Here is a 21,025-nt window from a genome sequence, read left to right as displayed (position 1 = left end):
CTATGAAAATTAAAAATTTACTATACGGTCTGCTCTTGAATGTTTTTGTTTTACAGGGATATGCACAAAAAGCAACAGTGACTAGAGCTGAAAAAAATTATGATCGTTTTGCGTACGTAGATGCGATAGATAATTATGAAAAAGTTGCGGCAAAAGGATATCAAGACGAAAAAATGTTTCAAAAATTAGGAAATGCCTATTACTTTAAAGCTGAATTTTCACAGGCCTTAAAGTGGTACGAACAACTTTTTTCTTTATACCCTAATCAAGAGCCAGAATATTATTATCGTTATTCACAGACTTTAAAATCTAAAGGAGATTATACTAAAGCTGACGAGATGTTGAATCAGTTTAACCTAAAAAAAGTTGACGATAAACGAGGGAAGCTGTTCAAAGATAATAAGAATTATCTTGAAGAGATTAAAGCCAATTCGGATCGCTTTCAAATAGCTGATGCAGGGGTAAATTCGGCATTTTCAGATTATGGTAGTTCATTTTTGGGAAGCAAACTAGTATTTGCATCTGCCAGAGATACGGGTGGAGTTGCTAAGAATGTATTTAAATGGACCAATAAATCGTTTACCAATCTGTATTGGTCAGAGATTAAACCCGATGGAGAAATGGGGAGACCAGAACGCTTCGAACGCAAAATCAATTCCAAGTTCAATGAATCGACTCCTATATTTACACAAGACGGTAAAACGATGTATTTTACCCGAAACAATTTTTTGGAAGGCAAAAGAGGTAGAGATACCAATAAGAATACTTTGTTAAAATTATACAAAGCTACACTCGATAAAGATGGTCAATGGGATAATGTTTCTGAATTACCATTCAATAGTAGTGAATATAGTGTAGCTCATCCTGCTTTGAGCGTAGACGAAAAAATGTTGTATTTTGCTTCGGATATGCCTGGGACATTAGGGCAATCTGATTTGTTCAGAGTTAAAATAAATGACGATGGCAGTTACGGAGTTCCTGAGAATCTTGGCCCTGAAGTCAATACCGAAGGAAGAGAAACTTTTCCTTTTGTCTCTAAAGATAACGAGTTGTATTTCGCTTCAGATGGAAGACCAGGTTTAGGTGGTTTGGATATTTTTGTAGCTAGAACCGGAAGAGACAATAGTTATTATGATATACAAAATGTAGGTGAACCGATTAATAGCAAGGAAGATGATTTTGCTTTTTTAATCAATAGTAAAAACAGAAACGGATTTTTCACATCAAATAGAGAAGGTGGAAAAGGATACGATGATATTTACCGATTTGTGGAGAACAAAAAACTGACTTGTGAACAAACTCTTTCGGGATTGGTAACCGACTTGGATTCAGGTCAAATTTTGGTTAATGCTCAAATGAGTTTGTTTGATGCTAACTTCAAACAGCTGCAAGTGGTTCAAACTAATGAACAAGGGCGTTATAGTTTTCCAGTAGATTGTAGTAAAACTTATCATGTAAGAGGAGAGAAAGAGGAGTATCAGACTAATGAAGTTCCTGTAACAACCAAAACTTTTTCTGGAACTAAAGATCTTTCTGTGGTTTTGGAGCGACGCATAAAACCTGTAGGAGTTGGAACCGATTTGGCTAAAACATTGAATATTCCGATTGTTTATTTTGATTTGAATGAATCGTCAATCCGTAAAGACGCCACTTATGAATTGGCCAAAGTATTGGAGGTGATGCAACAATATCCAGAGATGAAAATCGAAGTCCGGTCGCATACTGATAGTCGACAAACAGCTAAGTACAATCAAAAATTGTCAGATAAGAGGGCCAAAGCCACAGTGGATTGGTTAGTGAAAAACGGTGTTAATTCAGTTCGATTAATAGGGAATGGTTACGGAGAATCTCAATTGGTAAACCATTGTTCAGATGGGGTGAAATGTACAGAAGATGAGCATCAAGCCAATAGACGAAGCGAATTTATTATTGTTTCGATGCACGAGTAGTTAATTATGACATTAATAAAAAATCCCTTCTTTCTGAAAATTTCCAGAAGGAAGGGATTTTTTATGAAATTAATTTTGATTACCTAATAGTTGATTCCCGTATGATAATATTTGTTTCTAATTCTATGGTTCTCGGTGTAAAAGGAATTTCGTCTCTATGGGCATTCATTTCTTCTAATAATAAATTAAATGACGCAACTCCCATTTCATGACTTGGTTGATCGACCGAACTTAATTTTGGTGAAATTACTTGTGACATGAACCAATTGCTAAAACCAATTACTGCAATTTGGTTCGGTATTTTAATTTGATTTTCATTACAATACGATATAACCCCTGAGGCTGCTAAATCAGTAATAATAAAGATACCGTCTACATCTGGATGATCCTTTATTATCTGTGAAGTAAAGTCATAACCTTCTTGGAAAGATACTTTGTCACAAGTATAAACAAGGCTTGAATCGTATGGGATATTGTTTTTTTCCAATGCTTTTTTGTATCCAATAAAGCGGTCAATCGAATTTTGCGGATTAAGTGGGCCACGGATATGGGCTATTTTTTTACATCCTATATTTATTAAATGTTGAACAGCATTAAAACCAGCTTTTTGGTCATCTATGATAACTTTAGAACAAGAAGCTAACTTGGTTATCTTGTCAAACATTACAAAAGGGATTTTTCTATTTATGATCTGCTGGATATGATCGTCATAATTACTTTCGTTGGACAAAGACATCAAGATACCATCGACCCTTTTGTTAATTAATAAATCCACTTGTTTTCTTTCTAAATCAATAGATTCATTTGACTGTAGAATGATAACCAAATAGCCATTTTTTTCGGCTTCATCTATAATGGCATTAATTACATTAGAAAAAAAATGATGCATTACCTCCGGAATAATCAAACCTATGGTTTTGGACTCTTTCGTTCGTAAGTTTACAGCAAAACTATTAGGGGTGTAATGTAAATTTTGAGCAAGGTCAATTACGGCCTGCTTGGTTTTGGCACTAACGTCTGGGTAGTTTTTTAAAGCTTTTGAAACGGTAGTAATTGAAATTCCTAATGTAGTCGCTATTTCTTTGAGAGTAATATCTTTCATGGTTCAAATCGAGGCTAAATTAAGTTTGGAATTATTGTTTTGATTTAAAAAATGCTTACGCAATATATTAATTATAATTCAATAACCAATTAAGAAGATTCTCTTTCTAAAATAGATGTTCCTAACTCTATGGATTGAAAAATAATGGGCTCATTTCTCTTTTTTGAATTGATTTCATCAAATAAAATCGATGCAGCAACTCTGCCTATTTCAAATCCTGGTTGATCAACTGTGGAAAGTTTTGGGGTAGTTACTTCAGTTACAAATGAATTGCAAAATCCAACAATGGCAATTTGTTTAGGCATTGGGATGCTTACTTCATTTAAATATTTGAGAACACCAACAGCAACCATATCGGTTACTGTAAAAATTCCATCCAAATGAGGATGTTCCGCAATGGCTTTTATGGCATTTGCGTACCCATCTTCTAAGTCGGTATTGTTGTCACAAACATAGATCAAGGATGGGTCATAAGGAATATTGTGGTCTTCCAATGCTTTCTTATATCCTAAAAATCGATCAATTGAATTTTGAGGCATATAGGATCCGCGAAAATGGGCTATTTTCTTGCGTCCTTTTTTAATTAGATATGAAGTAGCATCATAAGCCGCTTTTCTATCATTTATGGTTACTTTGGAACAATTAACCAATTTAGCAATTTTGTCAAAAAGGACTAAAGGGATATTTTGGGCCAATATGTTTTTTATATGATCGAATTCACCCGTTTCATTAGATAGTGAAATAATAATACCATCAACTCTTTTGCTTAATAATAGTTCGAGTTGCTTTTTTTCTAATTCTAATTTTTCATTAGATCGCAAAATGATAACTAAATAGTTTCTTTTCTCGGCTTCTTCCAATACACCTTGAAAGACTTTAGAAAAAAAATGATAATCAACTGTTGGTATTATAACACCTATGGTTTTTGATTCTTTGGTTCTGAGATTTACGGCAAAGCTATTCGGAGTGTAGTTCAGTGAAGTTGCCAAGTCAACAACCTTTTTTTTTGTTGCTGGACTTACATCTGGATAGTTCTTAATCGATTTTGAAACAGTAGTGATGGAAATACCTAGCTGGTCAGCAATTTGTTTGAGTGTGGCGTTTTTCATAATAGTAACTCCAGATTTAAAAATCTAATTAAAAAAAACAGTTTCTTGAAAAACAAACATACAATTTATTTATTGTATTTTCATTTTTCAAGAAACTGTTTGGAATTAACTTTTATTAAATATTAGGTGTGCTTTTTTTAATTGGTTTAGAATCAATTGATAAAAAATGTATCAAATATTATGTTGAGTTTCTGTTAGATTTATTTCACTAATTTTTAATGTTTTGTGCGAATTTGAGCAAGATTTTTAGTTTTAAAAAATTTGATTTCTTTTCGTTAATTCCTTAAGTTATTAATTCAATTTTATTTTAAAAGGTAACTTTAAATAGTTACCAGCCTTAGAATTTGTTTTTAAACATAGTAACCAAACTATTAACTAAATAAAACATGGCTTTAAAAGTGTTCAGTCAATTAAAGACCCATAATTTTATCATCTAAGACTGTGTAACTAAATAATATATTGTGTTCAGTAAATTAAATTATTCGGCTCCATCTGTTTTGGCTCTAGCTACTGCAAAGTTACCAACTGTTTCGCCAAGAATCAAACCTTTTTCGCAATCACTTCTGTAATGTATGGCCCCAAACATTCTTGAGTCTGATGCTTCTTTTGCTAATGCTTTGAAATTTTCAGCTTTTGTTGGTAAAAGATGAGATAAAACAGTGCAGGCAGCTCCACTAAAAGTAGAGTGTCCAGATACATATGCAGGAAAATTAGGAACACCAGTTGTTGTTTTTATAGACGAATCCATTTGACAAGGTCTTGGGTTGAAATAAAAATACTTAGCATCCCAACAGCTTATGGCGGCATCCATCATTGAAATGTTTAATAAGGCCATATTTCTTGCCCATCTTACTTCGCTGTAGTTTTGTTCTACAAATGCTTCTGAAGCGATAGCATTCCAGTGTCCGGGTGGAGTGTAAGTTCCAACACCATCAGCCCAGAAAGTGACAATTTCTTGGTGTTTTTTAGAATTGTCTTCGCTGAATGCTTTTATCTCCGCTAATTCTTTTGCAAATTGTTCAGATTTTGTGGAAGGAGGCGGCATCGGACGACTCGCAATAACCATTTCAGGAGTCATCAAGAAAGATTTTACTTTTCCAAACAAAGGCAGCATAGGAGGTCTAGCTGGTATTTCTAGTGATTTCCATGGTGTTTCTCCTTTAGCTGCAGTTTGTGTTTCGAGTAAGGTCCATAAATCTTGATTTCCCACAGCAGCTCCAGCTCCATCTGTTGAAGCACGTGCAATAAATTTGCTTGCTATTTTTTTACCTAGACTTATTCCGGCATCAACATCGCTGCGTACATTGGCACCACTAATAATTCGGTATAATTTTTCTTCTTCTGCCTTCTCTTGAATGAAAGCAATTTCGGTTGGGAATAATAATTTTAATAATTCAACAGTAACTCCAGCCAAAACAGCATCTTCGCTAGGATAAGATGGTAAACTGCTTTTTGGAATTAAAACAGGTAAAGTTGCATCTACTACAAATGGTGCGGGTCTATTGTAAAGTTTTTTGTAATGCCAAGCAGCAATCATTGCATCATATTGTGCAGCACTTACATATGCATAAGCCCTAGCAGAATATGGAGGATTTGAAAAAGGGAATTCTGGATTGGCAAATGGATTTGCGCCAGAAGGAATAGGATATGTTCCATCAGGATTTTGAAAAGGAGGGCGATTGTGTTTGGCAACCAGAGTTCTCATGATTTCATTCCAACGTAAGACTCCGCCAACACTCCAATAGTCAATTATAGCCTGTTGTTCTTTAGTGATATTTGCTTGATAGCTTTTTATTTCATTTATTTCTCTTGTGTAGGCCGGTAATGTAGTTGCTATAGGAGCGTCTAATGGAAATTCATCGGGAGCGGTTAATAATATAGGTTTCCATGTTCCTGCGAGTTCGTCTGCGTTTGTTGGGTTTAATTGAGGGAATTGATTATTACGTTCAGAAATATCATCATTACACGCATAGTTGAATGCTACTAAAAGTATTAATAGACTTTTTGAAATATTTATTTGAATCTTATTTTTCATCTTAGTTCGCTTTTTTGTTAAAATTGATTACATAAAATGCACCTCCATAAAAACTGGTTGATTGACCTACGTTTCTGCCATCAATCACATAATTGGTTCCTCCAATAAAGGCGAGTTCTGGAATCTTTTTTAAAGTGTATTTTATATTGGTTCCCAATCGTAAAGCATTCATAGTATTGCTTGGGAACGGCATGTTGTTTTGAGTTATGTCAAATCCTCCAGATTGTGTAACCCAATTATCAATAATTGCTTCTGCAATTAATCTATCAGAGCGGTAACCAATTCTACCGTTTATGCTGATAACATTTGGCATGTCCACTTCGTTAGTGTAATGCATTTCATCAGTGAAATAAGTGTTTCTTTCAATATTAACATTGCTTCTAAATAAATAAGCACCTGAAAGAGTGGCGAAAAATTTTCCTAGTTGATAGTCTCCCATCAATCGAAAGGTGGCTACTTGACTGCCTAATCCAAGACTTAACGGCAAATAATCTATAGCATAATTGGAAACAGGGGTAGAATAACCTCCGAGGGCATATAGTGAATAAGTTGCATTTTTAATTTTCTTTTCAAAAGGCATGTATTTTACGGTTAGCGATAGGTCTTGAAAACCTTCCTGGCCTTTCATGGTTCCGGCTGAAGCATTCGTTATTACGTAGGGAATGTTAAAAAGAACATTGACTTTGTTTGTAATTCCATAGTTACCCATTACTCCGATGGATTGAGTGGAAACCGTTCCCATATTCAAATTTTCTCTTTTGTTGGTTCCTTCCCAATACTCATCCCAACTGCTGTATTGGTAAACAGATCCAACGCAGAATCGGTTTTTACTCATCATAATGGCATCAATCTCTGTTTGAGCATTTGCAAAAAAAGTGCCGAGTATAAAGCAACCTAAATAAATTTTCTTCATGTTTTTATTTCTTTTTTTAAGTCTTATAAATTAACTGATACATGTTTTTTCTTTCCAAGCCCAAAACGATAATAATAGCCTACATTAAAAGAATAATCGGCAAAAGCAGCGTCACCTTGTACATGAACATATTTACTTGGGTCGGTTATTGTTGAGTTTTGCAAATCTTGTGAGGCAATATCTGCTGCACTTTGGATACGATTTTTCACAATGTTGTAAGGAATGAATAAGCTAAAACCATGATGGCCTAAAGTATATGCAAAACCATATTCTACAGCTACTACATAGCCGGGACGGCGATAGGCAACTTGTCCTCCAAAGGCATCATAAGCAGGAATTCCTTCGACACGGCCAGCTAGAGAAACATTGAAATTTTGGTTTTTGTCTACAGCGACCATCAATCCACCACGGGCAAAATATTGATCTGGACAAGCATATATTTCATATCCTTCTAAGCCAGGTTTTGGTGCTGATTTGAATGTGCCATTAGATTCCTTTGGGTTGAATAAATAATATCCATTGGCAAAACCGTAAAGACGGTCAGTTAGTTTTCTGAAAAGTTGAAGTTCTGATATAATGCCTACTCCGCCATCACCAGGTTGGATAGCTTGATCCATTACGACACTTTGTATGCTTCCGTCAGTTTGCGGAGCATTGTCCATTTCGTCATGGCTACCATTGTTTAGTTTTACTCCTAAACCTACCATGATATTTCCTTTTGGCATTTTTGAGGGATCAAATATCCAAAAATTAGCACTCAAACGAATATCAGCTATTCCATCTGCATATACACTATAGCGATAATTTTTGGTTGTTGGGTTTTGTTTTAAAACTTGGGAACGTTCATTGTTGACATAAGGTAATGTGGCGTTCAATTGAATACGATCGGTTAATCCGTAAGAAATGTTGAAATCAATAGCGTGTGAATAAATGTTCACAGCATTACCACGTTCGTTTCCATTTTCATCTAGGCCTCCTCCAGTGGTTTGTCTTTGCGGTTGCTCTTCTTTGCCGACAAAATGTCTCCAAGAGTGGAAATAACGATAATTTCCTCCTACTTGAAAATCACCCTTGTTTAAATTATAGGAGTTGGTCAAAGTCATGTTGAGCCCTCCCATTTGTCGAACGGCTACGCATCCTTGAGCATTGATTTTTTGAGACTGAAAGGCTGTGAAAAATGATAGTATTAGGGTAAATGTAATATATATAGTAGGGTTTGATTTTTTCAAAATTTTGATTTTACTTGTTTAGTTTTGGACCTATGTGATTTATGGAACAGGTTTGTTTTGAACAAAAATGTTTTGTGTGAACTAAAAATAATTTCAGCTCAAATCGATAGGCTTTTTGATTTTTAAGTTGGAAAGAAAAAAGGGAGAACTGTAAATTTGAATTTGCTAACAATTAAATCCTAAAATGCGAAAATGGAAATTGTTTGAATCCAATTAATCAAATATTTTAAATATGTCCATCCAAAATAATTTCCTTCATCACAATTGATGATTGATCATGAAAAGACTTATAATAAATACGAATAAAGGGTAATCTCAAATGATAGTAGTCTTTGCTTTTTTTCTATAAATAATAAAAACTAAACTAAGTCTGGAGGAGAATAAAAAGAAGGTATAAATCCAGCATGCAATTTCTCTTTTGAAAAAGAAATTAAAGGAATTGATTTGAAATCTGTAGTATTAGTGATTGTAATAGATTCTGGATATTGTATGAAATAATCTACCGTAAACGACTTAACAATTTTTTTTGAAGATCCTTTGTTTTCGTTACTACCACCGAATAGTTGATTGTCAACAATGTTTTCTATTTCTTGTGTTGATAAGGAAGAATTAACATTAGGGAGGTAGTATAAATTAAGAATATTGTCCTTGATTTGTTTTTTGAAAATATGGTAATTTTTATTGTTGATTGAAATGTTTTCATTTACATATTCTAATTCGGTATCATCTGCAAAAGTGTACAATGAGGCGTTTAGATGAATTACCTTAAATTCTGGATCTGGAATTTTTTTCATAGCCGTTACCCATTCTTGCTCTTGATCAAAAGCAAAAAGCATGCGATAGCCTAATGCATTGTAAAACAAGGTCACAAGTAATGTGCTAAATAGTAATATGTAAGCTATTTTTTTCATTCGTTCCAAAAATAACAATTAATATTGATTGTTGTTAATTAAAATAAAAAATTAAGAAATAATTTTTAATATGTTAAAAAATAAGTTAATTTATTTTGTTATTTGTTTTTAAATATGTCTTTTTGGTTTTTTTTATTGCATTTTCGTAAATTAATTTTTAATATTTATGCTTAAAATTTAGAATTAAGACTCGTTTAGTGCCAAAACAAGTGCCTCAAAAGGTCTCAATTCATTTGTTTTGTTTAAACTTGAATAATTATTGAGTAATGTGGTTGATTTTTCTAGTTCGAATTCACAATTGTACTCTGCACTTTCTGCCGAAAAATTAAGTAAAACAATTATTTTTCTACCCTCAAATGCTCTTAAATAAGTATACACTTTAGGGTTTTCTTTGTCTAACAACGTATATGTTCCGTAAACCAAAGCAGGTTCTTGTTTGCGTAATTGAACAAGTTTTCTAAAATAGTTTAAAGTTGAATCTGCATCTTTTTCTTGAACTTCGGCATTAATGGTTGCAAAGTTAGGATTGACTTTTAACCAAGGTTTGCCATCTGAAAAGCCAGCATTTTTACTAGTATTCCATTGCATTGGTGTTCTTGAATTTTCTCGTGAAGCTTGCTTTTGTTCTTCGAGAAAAGCCTTCAAGTCTCCATTTTCACTTTTTATAGCAATGTATTTATTTTTGGTGTCAATATCATTATAGTCATCGATATTGTCAAAGCGAATATTGATCATTCCTAACTCATCTCCTTGAAAATAATAAGGCGTTCCTCTCATCGTAATGACAAATGTGGAAAGCATTTTGGAACACATTTCTCTAAATTCGGGAGCGTCATTTCCAAATTTACTAACCATTCTAGGTTGGTCGTGATTGGCTAAGAAAATAGAAAGCCATCCTTTTTCTTTGAACCCGTCATCCCATCTGGAATATAATTTTTTGTAGTTTATAAAACCATATTCATCAAGGTGTTTGCCAATTTCTACACCTTCGAGATGATAAGCCATACTCAATTCATTTCGATCCGGGTCTACAAAAAGCATTGCTTCTTCTGGAGATGCACCCGCACCTTCGGATACAGTCATAACTTCGTATTGACTCAAAACTTCCCGATTCATTTCTTGAATGTATTCGTGTAGATGTGGGCCTCTACCATAAAATTTCATGATTTCGGGAATGTTGCCCAAAATTTCAGATGGCAATTCAGGAAAAGAATCATCTTTCGAAATAAACTGAAACGCATCCATTCGAAATCCATCAATACCTTTGTCTAACCAAAAACGCATTACTTGATATAATTCCTGACGTACTTTTGGATTGTTCCAATTGAGATCAGGTTGCTTTTGTGAAAAGTAATGCAAGTAATAAGCATCGGTAGTTTCGTCATATTTCCAAGCATTGCTGTTTACATCAAACCAACTCCAGCGGTAAGGTGGGATTCCTTTTTCGGCAGGCCACCAATAATAATAATCTCGGTATTCATTTGTTCTTGATTTTCGACTTTCTTGGAACCAAAAATGTTCGTCGCTACTGTGATTGAATACTAAATCCATAATGAGTTTGATTCCTCTTTCCTGTAGTCCTTTCATCAGTAAATCAAAATCTTCCATGGTGCCAAAATCGGCTAGAATTGAGCAATAATCACTCACATCATATCCATTGTCATCATTGGGAGATTCATAAATGGGATTAATCCAAATGGCATCAATCCCTAAACTTTTGAGGTAATCCAATTTGGAAATAATACCTCTTAAATCGCCAATCCCATCGCCATTACTGTCTTTGAAACTTCGAGGGTATATTTGATAGATTACGGCTTCTTTCCACCATTTTTTTTCAATTTTTGAAACTATGGCAGTTGATTTATCGGGGTTTGATGGGGTATTCAAAATAAATGGATTTAATAATTATTGTTTTATAACTGATAAATTATGGCTTCGTATGGGCGCAATTCTTCAGATGTTGATTGTGTAGAGTAATTGTTCATTAGCACTTTAGCTGTTTTGAGATTGATTCCTGTTTTTGCGGAAGCGTTTTTAGAAGTAAAATTCAAAATGATTAGTAATTTTTTACTATTCAATTCTCTAGTGTAGGCAAAGATAGCAGGATTGTTTTCGTCAACCAATTCAAATTTTCCATAAATCAATGTGGGTTCATTTTTGCGTAATTGGACTAATTTTCTAAAATAATTCAATATCGAATTAGGGTCCTTTTCTTGTTGAGCAGCATTTACAGTAGTGTAATTTGGATTGACTTTAAGCCAAGGTGTTCCAGTTGTAAAACCTGCATTTTGTTTCGAATCCCATTGAAAAGGAGTTCTTCCGTTTTCTCTGGATGTTTGTTTTTGCTCTTCTAAAAAAGCCTTCAAATCACCACCTTTATTTTTTAATGCGATATATTTATTGCGAGTGTCAAGGTCATGGTAATCGTCAATATTATTGAAACGAATATTGTCCATTCCTAACTCATCTCCGTAATAATAATAGGGAGTTCCTCTCATAGTCATTAAAAAAGTAGAAAGCATTTTGGATGAAATTGCTCTAAATTCTGGTGTGTCATTCCCAAATTTACTCACCATTCTCGGCTGATCGTGATTGGCCATAAAAATAGCCAACCAACCTTTGTCCTTGAATTCTTGATCATATCGAGAAAAAATAGCTTTGTATTTGACTAATCCAAAATCATTTAGATGTTTTCCAATATCTACACTTTCAAAATGATAAGCCATGTTTAATTCTTTTCTGTCAGGGTCAACAAAAAGCATTGCGTCCTGAGGGGAGCTACCGGCACCTTCGGCAACAGTCATGATATCATATTTACTAAAAACTTCTTTGTTCATTTCTTGCAAATAATCATGTAAATGAGGTCCAACTCCGTAATATTTGATAATGTTTTTTTCATATCCTTTTGGTAGTTCTGGCCAAGTAGTGTCTTTGGAAGCAAACTGAAAGGCATCCATTCGAAATCCATCAATACCTTTATCAAGCCAAAAACGCATCATATCATAAATTTCTTCTCGGACTTTTGGGTTTTCCCAGTTGAGGTCGGGTTGTTTTTGCGAAAAATAATGAAGGTAATAGGAATTTGTTTGTGCATCGTATTTCCAAGCGTCACTATTTACATCAAAAAAGCTCCATCTGTAGGGTGGCTTTCCTTTTTCGGCTGGCCACCAATGGTAATAATCTCGATACTTATTGTCTCTGGAGCTTCTCGATTGTTTGAACCATTCGTGCTCGTCACTACTATGATTCACTACTAAATCCATGATTAGTTTTATGTTGCGTTTGTGCATTTCTTTCAATAAAAGATCAAAATCTTCCATGGTTCCAAAGTCTTTCATTATGGCTCTGTAATCGCTGATGTCATAGCCGTTATCATCGTTTGGAGAGGCATAAATAGGATTGAGCCAAACGGCATCAATTCCGAGACTTTTTACATAATCCAGTTTGGAAATAATACCTTTCAAATCACCAACTCCATCATCATCACTGTCCTTAAAGCTACGTGGGTAAATTTGATATACAACAGCTTCTTTCCACCATTTTTTATCAGTGTTTTTTAATAGTAATGTCTTATTGTCTTGAGCTGTTAGGCTTAAAGATGAAAAGAGGACTAAACCTATATATAGCAATATAATACGATGTTTTTTCATGATTATTTTTTTTATAATTCTAAAACTATCGCTTCATAAGGTCTCAGTTCATTACTTTTTGACGGCGTTGCATAATTGTTAATTAGAACTTTTGCTTTAGAGATGTTGATTCCGGTATTTGCGGAAGCATTTTTAGCACTAAAATTTAATAATACCAACACTTTTTTACCTTCAAGTTCTCTGGTATATGCGTATACATTAGGATTATTTTTGTCCAAAAGTGTATATTTACCATAAACCAATACTGCATTATTTTTGCGCAATTGAACCATCTTTCTAAAATAATTCAATACCGAGTTGGGGTCTTTGTCTTGTGCTTCAGCATTCAAAACGGTGTGATTGTCGTTTACTTTTATCCAAGGAGTTCCTGTCGTGAATCCACTGTTGGTTGAGCTGTCCCATTGGAAAGGTGTTCTTCCATTATCTCTTGCACCACCTGTTTTTTGATCTTCAATGAATTGCTTTAAATCGCCACCGGCGTTTTTTACTTTTTCGTATTCAGCAAAAACTTCAATATCACGATAATCTTCAATTTTGTCAAACTTGGCATTTACCATTCCTATTTCGTCTCCGTTGTAATAATAGGGAGTTCCTCTCATCGAAAGCAAAAAGGTAGTCAGAAGTTTAGAGGAATAATCATGAAACTCTGGCGAGTCATTTCCCCATCGAGTTGCCATTCTAGGTTGGTCGTGATTGCCCAGATAGATAGTTCCCCAACCTTTAGTCTGGTAAACGGCATCCCAGTCTGAATAGATTTTTTTGAAATCAACTAAGGAGTAAGGTCCCGATTTTTTGAAATAACCAGGAACATACCCCAAATTGGTTCCTTCAAAATGATATCCCATATTCAATTCTTTTCTGTCGGCATCCACAAAATTCAAAGCTGTTGATGTAAGCATTCCTGCGCCTTCGGCCAATGACATGCAATCATATTTGCTCAAAACTTCGCGGTTCATTTCCTGAAGGTATTCGTGTAAATGTGGGCCACTTCCCATATAAACATCCCAACGGCCGTGGTAGTTTTTGTCCAATTCTGCTTGTGTAATTACAGGAAAACTTGGGTCTTTGGAAATAAAAGGAATCACATCCATTCTAAATCCGTCAATGCCTTTGTCCAGCCACCAACGCATCATGCTGTAAATTTCTTGTCTTACTTTTGGATTTTCCCAATTCAAATCGGGTTGTTTGAAATTGAAATAATGTAAGTAATACGAATCAGTGGTTTTGTCGTATCTCCAACCACTTCCATCCGCTTCAAATGCACCAGGGCGAAATGCAGGTTTTCCTTTTTCTGCCGGCCACCAATGGTAGTAATCTCGGTATGGATTATCACGAGATTTACGGCTTTCTTGAAACCATTTGTGCTCGTCACTACTGTGATTGACAACTAAATCCATTACTAGTTTGAGTCCTCTTTCGTGCATTCCTTTTAACAAAGCATCAAAATCTTGCATCGTACCAAATTCTTTCATGATGTTTTGATAATCGGAAATGTCATAACCGTTATCGGCATTTGGGGAACTGTAGATGGGATTTAGCCAAATGACATCTACACCCAAACTTTTGATATAATCCAGTTTGGAAATAATTCCTTTCAAATCACCTACACCATCTCCATCAGAGTCTTTGAAACTACGTGGATAAATTTGGTAAACTACTGCTTCTTTCCACCATTTTCTGTCTATTGGTGTTTTTTTTTCTTGGGCTATCATAGTATTGCAAATAATATTAATTAGTGTAATTAATACAAGCGAAAGTGTGGTATGTTTTTTCATTTTAGTTGTTGTTTATTTTTTAATTGGATTCATAAAAGAATCAATGGTTGATTTGTTGATTTTTGGATTGGCCCCTTCTTTTTGTGCTACTAACGCTCCAATGGCACAAGCAAAATCGATGGCGCTTTGAGGAGATTCTCCAGCTAATAATTTACTTAACAATCCTGCCAAAAAAGAATCGCCAGCCCCAACAGTATCGGCAACTTTTATTTTGTAACCACTATTGTAATAGAATTGTTTGTTATAATACAAAACGGCTCCATGACTACCCTTGGTTACGCAAATATGTTTGGTATTGGTTTGCTCGGCAATAAAAAGAATGTTTTGTTCCAATGAATGAAAAGGTGATTGTAGATATTCACTTATTTCATAAATTTCATCATCATTGAACTTTATAAAATCTGCTTCATGCATCAGATGATTAAGTAATTCTTTAGTGTAAAAAGGAGCACGTAGATTGACATCAAAAACAGTATATTTTGCATAATTTATTAATTCAAACAAAGTGTTTTGCGAAGCACTATCCCTACAAACAAGACTGCCAAAAACTAATGCATCAGCATTTTTTACAATAATTTCATCTTCGGGAGTTTCGATAATTTTATCCCAAGCGGCAGGATAATTAATGGTGTATGAAGCGGAGCCTTTATCGTTCAATTGTACTATGACTTGGCCTGTTTTTAGATTTTTATCAACTTGTATGGAATCCGAATTTACTTTATGGTCTTTGATGTATTGCAGCAATTCTTTCCCTATTTCATCATTTCCTATTCTGCTTATTATTTGAGAGTGTATTCCCAAAGAAGCTAGTCGAATAGCAACATTTAATGGTGCCCCTCCAATTTTTTTATGTGTCGGAAAAACGTCAAACAAAACTTCTCCAAAACATAGTACATTGATTTTTTGATTTGTTACTTTCATTCGGTGATCATTTTTAGTTCTAATTCTTCAAGTGATAATCCTTTGGTTTCAGGCATCATGAATAAAACGAATACCAATTGCAATAGCATCATGAATGCAAAAAAGGCAAAAATTGGCCAAGGGTTTTCGTGAAATAAATCGATAACAACGGGGCCAAGCAAAGTTATTAATGCAGCAAAAATCCAATGAATACTTGTGCCGAAGGATTGACCACGAGCACGAACGGTATTTGGGAATATTTCAGATATAAAGACCCAAATTACAGCACCTTGACCAATTGCATGCGAAGCGATAAAAACAAGAATGGATGACAATAATACAACAGGTCCTGCATTAGTATTGAAAGCCCAAGCGATTATGAGTAAACTAAAAATGTAACCAATACTGCCGATAGTCATTAATAGTTTTCGACCTAAAATATCAATTAAACGCATGCCAATAATGGTGAAAATAAGATTAATAGCGCCAATTAATATGGAATTCATCAGGGACTCTTTCGACCCTAATCCTGCCATTTCCAGAATTTCCGGTGCATAGTATAAAATGAAATTAATCCCGGACAGTTGGTTAAAGAAAGCAATTAAGAAAGCTAAAAGAATTGGCCATTTGTATTTTTTGGTAAATAATTTTTCTTTTACATTGGAGTCGACTACATCCTTTTTGATTTCATTAAAATTTTCCAAAGCTTGTTCTTTAGAATAAATCATTTCGAGGACTTTTAATCCAGCAACGTCGTCTTTTTTGTTTAAAATTAACCAACGTGGACTATCTGGAATTTGAAAAACAATGATACTATAGATTAATGCTGGTAATGCAACAATTCCAATCATCCATCTCCAATCATTTGCACCGCTAAAACCTTCAAATAAATAATTGGAAAAAAAAGCAATCAGAATTCCAAACACAATATTGAATTGAAAAAGAGCAACTAGTTTCCCCCTGTTTTTGGCACTTGAAATTTCTGAGATATAAATAGGTGCAGCTACCGAAGAAGCTCCAACTCCGATTCCTCCTATAAATCTAAAAAAAGAAAAAACGTAAGGATTGGGAGCCAACGCCGAACCTAATGCAGATACTAAGAATAAGATTCCAATCCATAACAAGGTTTTTTTTCTTCCCCATTTGTCACAGGGAATGCCACCGAACATTGCTCCCAAAACGGTACCCCACAATGCCATAGACATAATGAATAGTCCATGAAATAGTGGAGTTGTGTGCCATAATTCTTTGATAGGTAAGTTGGCGCCTGATATTACTACAGTGTCAAAACCAAATAAAAACCCGGCAACTGCTACGGTTATGGACCATTTTTGTACGTTGTTCATTTTTTTAATTTTAATTATTTTTAGTAGAAGAACTTGTTTCCCAAATGCCTTTTATTTTAGAAATACTTAGGTTTTTGATTTCTTGATTTTCATCTGATTGTATGCTTAATTTGGTATATGGTTTATTAGGAAATATTTGTTCCGTAAAGGAATAGAAACCGCCATTCAAGAAAATTTCTATTGACGACCAATCCAAAATGATTTGATAATCTAAAGTTGCTGTTGTCAGATTTGGTGTCTTGGTTTTGTGAATTGATTTTCCAAAATCGGCTTCAAAATTGACTAATCCGGAATGTGTTCTGTCTATTGAAAAGGAATTTATTTTGTGATCATAAATAAGAACTAATGAATCATTGACTTCATTTGAAAACGTCAATTTTAAATTTTTGGTTAAAGCTTTAAAATCAATTTGAGATTGATTGAGATGATTGTACTCAAAAGCTATTTTTTTATTTGCTTGAAGGTTCAATAATTCTTCTGAATATTCAGGAATTATAATTGATTTCAATTGTCGGATTGGACTGTTTTTGAGAACATAATTATTGCCTATTTTTTCTAACGAAAGTTTTCTGGGTAAGGTCATGGCACTTCTCCAATTTTTTGTTGGAGTATTTCGTGCATATAACCAGTTACTCATCCAACCAATAAAAATGCGTTCGTTATTTGGAGTATTATTATAGGTCACCCCAGCATAATTATCCGTTCCGTAATCAATCCACTTGATGTCTTTTTGATTTGTGTTAAAGCTTTTGCCGTCATAGTTGCCTATGAAATATTGTGTTCCAGAACCTCCATTTGGCGCTCCAGGATTGATACTGATAAGTAAGACCCATTTTTCTTCTTTCGAATTTTCTACTTGGAGTTTAAAAAGATCGGGACATTCCCAGACGCCACCATGCGCACCAATATTTTTACCAAATTGACCAACCTTAGTCCAATTAATCAAGTTTTTTGAAGTATAAAATTGAGCATGATCACCAGCAACTAAAGTCAAATTCCAAAGGTTTGTCTCTGAATTCCAAAAAACTTTTGGATCTCTGAAATCTTTCAGAGTGGTATTGCCAATAATAGGATTGCCCTTATATTTTGTCCAAGTTTCTCCATCGTCAAGGCTATAAGCCAAACCTTGCGATTGGGTGTTTGTTTTTCCTGCTTTTTCAATTTCCATATTGTGATAGGTAAAAATGGCAATCATAGGCGGATTTTCAATAGTACCAAGTCCAGAAGTGTTATTGATGTCAACAACTGCACTTCCAGAGAAAATATATCCTAATTTGTCTGGGAATAAGGCAATTTTTTTGTGTTTCCAATGGATTAAATCTGTACTAATTGCATGTCCCCAATGCATAGGTCCCCAAACAATATCTCCAGGGAAATATTGGTAAAATAAATGATAGGTTCCTTTGTAAAATATCAAGCCGTTTGGGTCATTCATCCATTTTTTTTCAGGTGAAAAATGAAATTGTGGGCGATAGGAGTCTTTATAAGGTAAAGTGGAATCTATTGCGATTGTTTCTGTAGCAGCAATAGCTATTGTGCTATTGTCTTCTGCTTTTTTGCAAGAAAACAACAATGCAATTAGATTGAGCGCCAAAATGAATAATGCTCTATGGAGTTTCAATTGCATTGCTTTTTTATTTTATAGTTAAAAATATAACGAATTATAAAATTAGGATTCAATTTTGAGTTATGTCTAATTATAAAAATCGAAAACGTTTTCGAAGTCTCGAAAACGTTTTCGATTTAAATTTCAATTAGTTACAGAATAAAAGTTTTAAGTTTGATTAACTAAAAAAAGAAGATATATGATTTCAAAAGTAAAAGGATTGTTTTTTGTACTCATGGTTGGATCAGTTATGTTTGGTCAAGAAAAATCAGATGAGTGGCATTTGTATGCTAATTCTAGAGAGAATTATTTTGGAGTGGCAATGGCCAATGGTAAAATCGGTATTGTTACTGATGATACTCCTCTTAAAACCAAAGAAATTATACTGAATGGTGTTTATGACAGTAGTCCGGAAAATGGAATCAGTAGAATAGTGCGTGGCATAGAGTTTTTGAACCTTCATCTGAGCATAGATAATCAGGAAATTCAATCGAATAATATTTCCAATTGGAGTCAGATTGTCAATATGAAAGAAGGAACGACTACCACTTCGTTTTCGTTTAAAGATTTAGCGACTATCAATTATACAATTTTGGCCAATAGGGCTGTGCCTTATTCAGCTATGGCAATTGTTACTATTGTCCCAAAAAGCGACATTGAAATTACAACTACTAATTACATGACGGTACCTAATGAATTAAAGGATACAAAAAGTCAGTTTCGAGTGTTGAAAGACAATCAGTATTTGATGCCTGTTTTTGGGACAACTGCTAAAACTTTGACTGGCAAATACACCGTTTCAGCTGCTACGACTTTTTTATTTGATGGGGAAAAAGAAGAGTTGAAGCAAACTGGGAATGAAGTGGGCTTTTCGAAAAAATTATTAAAAGGAAAGCAATATCGATTTGCTATTGCTGGCGGAATTTGTACTTCAAAAGATTTTAGTGATCCATTGAACGAATCGGAAAGACAGCCTATTTATGCCCTTCAACAGGGAATTGATAATTTACTGAATCGCCATAAACAGGCTTGGAACGAATTGTGGAATACAGGAGACATTCAAATAGAAGGGGATTTGGATGCACAACAGCGAGTTCGATTCGCATTGTTTAATTTGTACTCCTACAATCGTCCAGAAACAAGACAGAGTATAGCTCCTATGGGGTTGTCTTCTCAAGGTTATAATGGACATATTTTTTGGGATAGTGAACTTTGGATGTATCCTACGCTTTTGGCATTACAGCCTGATATGGCCAAATCATGTTTGGATTATCGCTTCGATCGTTTGGAAAAAGCCAAGCAAAAAGCAACTATTTATGGTTACAGGGGAGCAATGTATCCTTGGGAATCGGATGATACAGGTGAGGAGGCCACTCCAACTTGGGCTTTGACTGGAATTTTTGAGCAACATATTACTGCAGATGTGTCTATTGCTTTCTGGAATTACTACTCTTACACTCAAGATAAAACTTGGTTAAAAGAAAACTACAAAGTTCTTAAGGAAACTGCTGATTTTTGGGTAAGCCGTGTTATCAAAAATGAAGATGGTAGTTATTCCATTCTAAATGTTGTTGGCGCTGATGAGTATGCACAGCATGTGGACGATAATGCGTTTACTAATGCTTCGGCTATAGAAGCTTTGAAAAATACAATTAAGGCGGCCACGATTTTGTATGAGCCTATAAATCCAATGTGGTTGGAGGTTTCAAGTAAGTTAATCATTCATTCGGAAAATGGGGTAACCCAAAACTATAAAGGATATAAAGGGCAAATGATTAAACAAGCTGATGTGAATTTATTGGCTTACCCTCTGCATGTTATTACAGATAGAAAACAAATCGAAAAAGACTTAGAGTATTACACTGAAAAAATTGATAAAAAAGATGGTCCAGCGATGGCATCGGGAGTATTATCAGTTTTGTATGCAAGATTAGGTGACAAGGAGAAAGCATATTCGTATTTTGTGAAATCGTATTTGCCTAATAGTCGTCCTCCATTTGGAGTATTCTCTGAATCTGCAAATAGTAGTAATCCTTATTTTGCAACTGGTGCTGGTGCGATGCTTCAAGCTGTTATTTATGGTTTTGGAGGGGTGGAACAGACAGATAAGGGATTGCAGTATAATAAAGGACTTTTGCCTAAACAATGGAAATCTTTAACAATAAAAGGTATTGGTCCTGATAATAGAACAATTACAATAAAATAATAATTTTATTGCCATAACCACAAACATTAAAGTTGCATTTGAAGAGAAAATGTTGTCTTAATGTTTGTGGTTTTTTTATGCCTAAAAGTTTGTAATTTTTATTTGTTTTACTTTAGAATGTTAGTTTTTTAATAAGCTAACAATAGGTTTTTATGTTTTATTTAAGAATAAATTTGAGACTTGCCTTTTTTGTAGGTAATTACGTTTAAAACCAGATTGTTTATTTCTTGTATTTTGATTTTTGTAATTAAAATGATAAAAAATAATTAAATATGTTTTTTTTACACTTTTTTA

General features: G+C 34.2%; 14 protein-coding genes. 2 read left to right on the top strand and 12 right to left on the bottom strand.

Translation table 11 applies throughout. The features are described 5' to 3' along the window. Positions 1–2 precede the first annotated feature (2 nt). A complete protein-coding gene (locus tag AC1DY0_RS04680; RefSeq protein ID WP_477187505.1) occupies positions 3–1,949 on the top strand; it encodes an OmpA family protein in 1,947 nt (648 codons plus the stop codon). A 79-nt stretch (positions 1,950–2,028) separates the two neighbouring features. Here AC1DY0_RS04680 and AC1DY0_RS04675 read toward each other — a convergent pair whose 3' ends face one another. The 12 genes from AC1DY0_RS04675 to AC1DY0_RS04620 form a co-directional block, all read right to left on the bottom strand. Continuing rightward, entirely contained in the window at positions 2,029–3,051 is a 1,023-nt protein-coding gene (locus AC1DY0_RS04675; RefSeq protein ID WP_477187504.1) for a LacI family DNA-binding transcriptional regulator, read from the bottom strand. An 89-nt stretch (positions 3,052–3,140) separates the two neighbouring features. Then, a complete protein-coding gene (locus tag AC1DY0_RS04670; protein ID WP_477187503.1) occupies positions 3,141–4,160 on the bottom strand; it encodes a LacI family DNA-binding transcriptional regulator in 1,020 nt (339 codons plus the stop codon). Between the two features lie 478 nt (positions 4,161–4,638). Continuing rightward, entirely contained in the window at positions 4,639–6,195 is a 1,557-nt protein-coding gene (locus AC1DY0_RS04665; RefSeq protein WP_477187502.1) for a vanadium-dependent haloperoxidase, read from the bottom strand. Between the two features lies 1 nt (position 6,196). Next, positions 6,197–7,108: a hypothetical protein gene (locus AC1DY0_RS04660; protein WP_477187501.1), complete on the bottom strand. Its 912-nt coding sequence runs from the start codon at positions 7,106–7,108 to the stop codon at positions 6,197–6,199. Between the two features lie 23 nt (positions 7,109–7,131). Continuing rightward, positions 7,132–8,337 carry a hypothetical protein gene (locus AC1DY0_RS04655; RefSeq protein WP_477187500.1) on the bottom strand — a complete coding sequence of 402 codons (1,206 nt, stop codon included), beginning with the start codon at positions 8,335–8,337 and terminating at the stop codon, positions 7,132–7,134. 359 nt (positions 8,338–8,696) lie between these two features. Beyond that, positions 8,697–9,248: a hypothetical protein gene (locus tag AC1DY0_RS04650; protein WP_477187499.1), complete on the bottom strand. Its 552-nt coding sequence runs from the start codon at positions 9,246–9,248 to the stop codon at positions 8,697–8,699. A 183-nt stretch (positions 9,249–9,431) separates the two neighbouring features. Next, positions 9,432–11,135 carry a glycoside hydrolase family 13 protein gene (locus AC1DY0_RS04645; RefSeq protein ID WP_477187498.1) on the bottom strand — a complete coding sequence of 568 codons (1,704 nt, stop codon included), beginning with the start codon at positions 11,133–11,135 and terminating at the stop codon, positions 9,432–9,434. A gap of 26 nt (positions 11,136–11,161) precedes the next feature. Next, complete coding sequence (locus AC1DY0_RS04640; RefSeq protein ID WP_477187497.1) at positions 11,162–12,898, bottom strand: glycoside hydrolase family 13 protein; 1,737 nt, start codon at positions 12,896–12,898, stop codon at positions 11,162–11,164. A gap of 11 nt (positions 12,899–12,909) precedes the next feature. Beyond that, positions 12,910–14,673, bottom strand: coding sequence for a glycoside hydrolase family 13 protein (locus AC1DY0_RS04635; RefSeq protein WP_477187496.1), 1,764 nt, complete (start codon positions 14,671–14,673; stop codon positions 12,910–12,912). A 12-nt stretch (positions 14,674–14,685) separates the two neighbouring features. Beyond that, positions 14,686–15,594, bottom strand: coding sequence for a carbohydrate kinase family protein (locus tag AC1DY0_RS04630; RefSeq protein ID WP_477187495.1), 909 nt, complete (start codon positions 15,592–15,594; stop codon positions 14,686–14,688). Further along, entirely contained in the window at positions 15,591–16,919 is a 1,329-nt protein-coding gene (locus tag AC1DY0_RS04625; RefSeq protein ID WP_477187494.1) for a sugar porter family MFS transporter, read from the bottom strand. The genes AC1DY0_RS04630 and AC1DY0_RS04625 overlap by 4 nt, the downstream gene beginning before the upstream one ends. Before the next feature lie 10 nt (positions 16,920–16,929). Next, on the bottom strand, positions 16,930–18,546 hold the full coding sequence (locus AC1DY0_RS04620; RefSeq protein ID WP_477187493.1) for a glycoside hydrolase family 32 protein: 1,617 nt from the start codon (positions 18,544–18,546) through the stop codon (positions 16,930–16,932). 178 nt (positions 18,547–18,724) lie between these two features. On the opposite strand from AC1DY0_RS04620, the gene AC1DY0_RS04615 reads away from it, so the two are divergent. Continuing rightward, positions 18,725–20,731: a glycosyl hydrolase family 95 catalytic domain-containing protein gene (locus tag AC1DY0_RS04615; protein WP_477187492.1), complete on the top strand. Its 2,007-nt coding sequence runs from the start codon at positions 18,725–18,727 to the stop codon at positions 20,729–20,731. Positions 20,732–21,025: the final 294 nt, after the last annotated feature.

It is taken from the genome of Flavobacterium sp. P1_E4, assembly GCF_056405915.1.
Note: the sequence above shows the minus strand (reverse complement) of the source record. Positions and strands in the feature narration are given on the sequence as shown.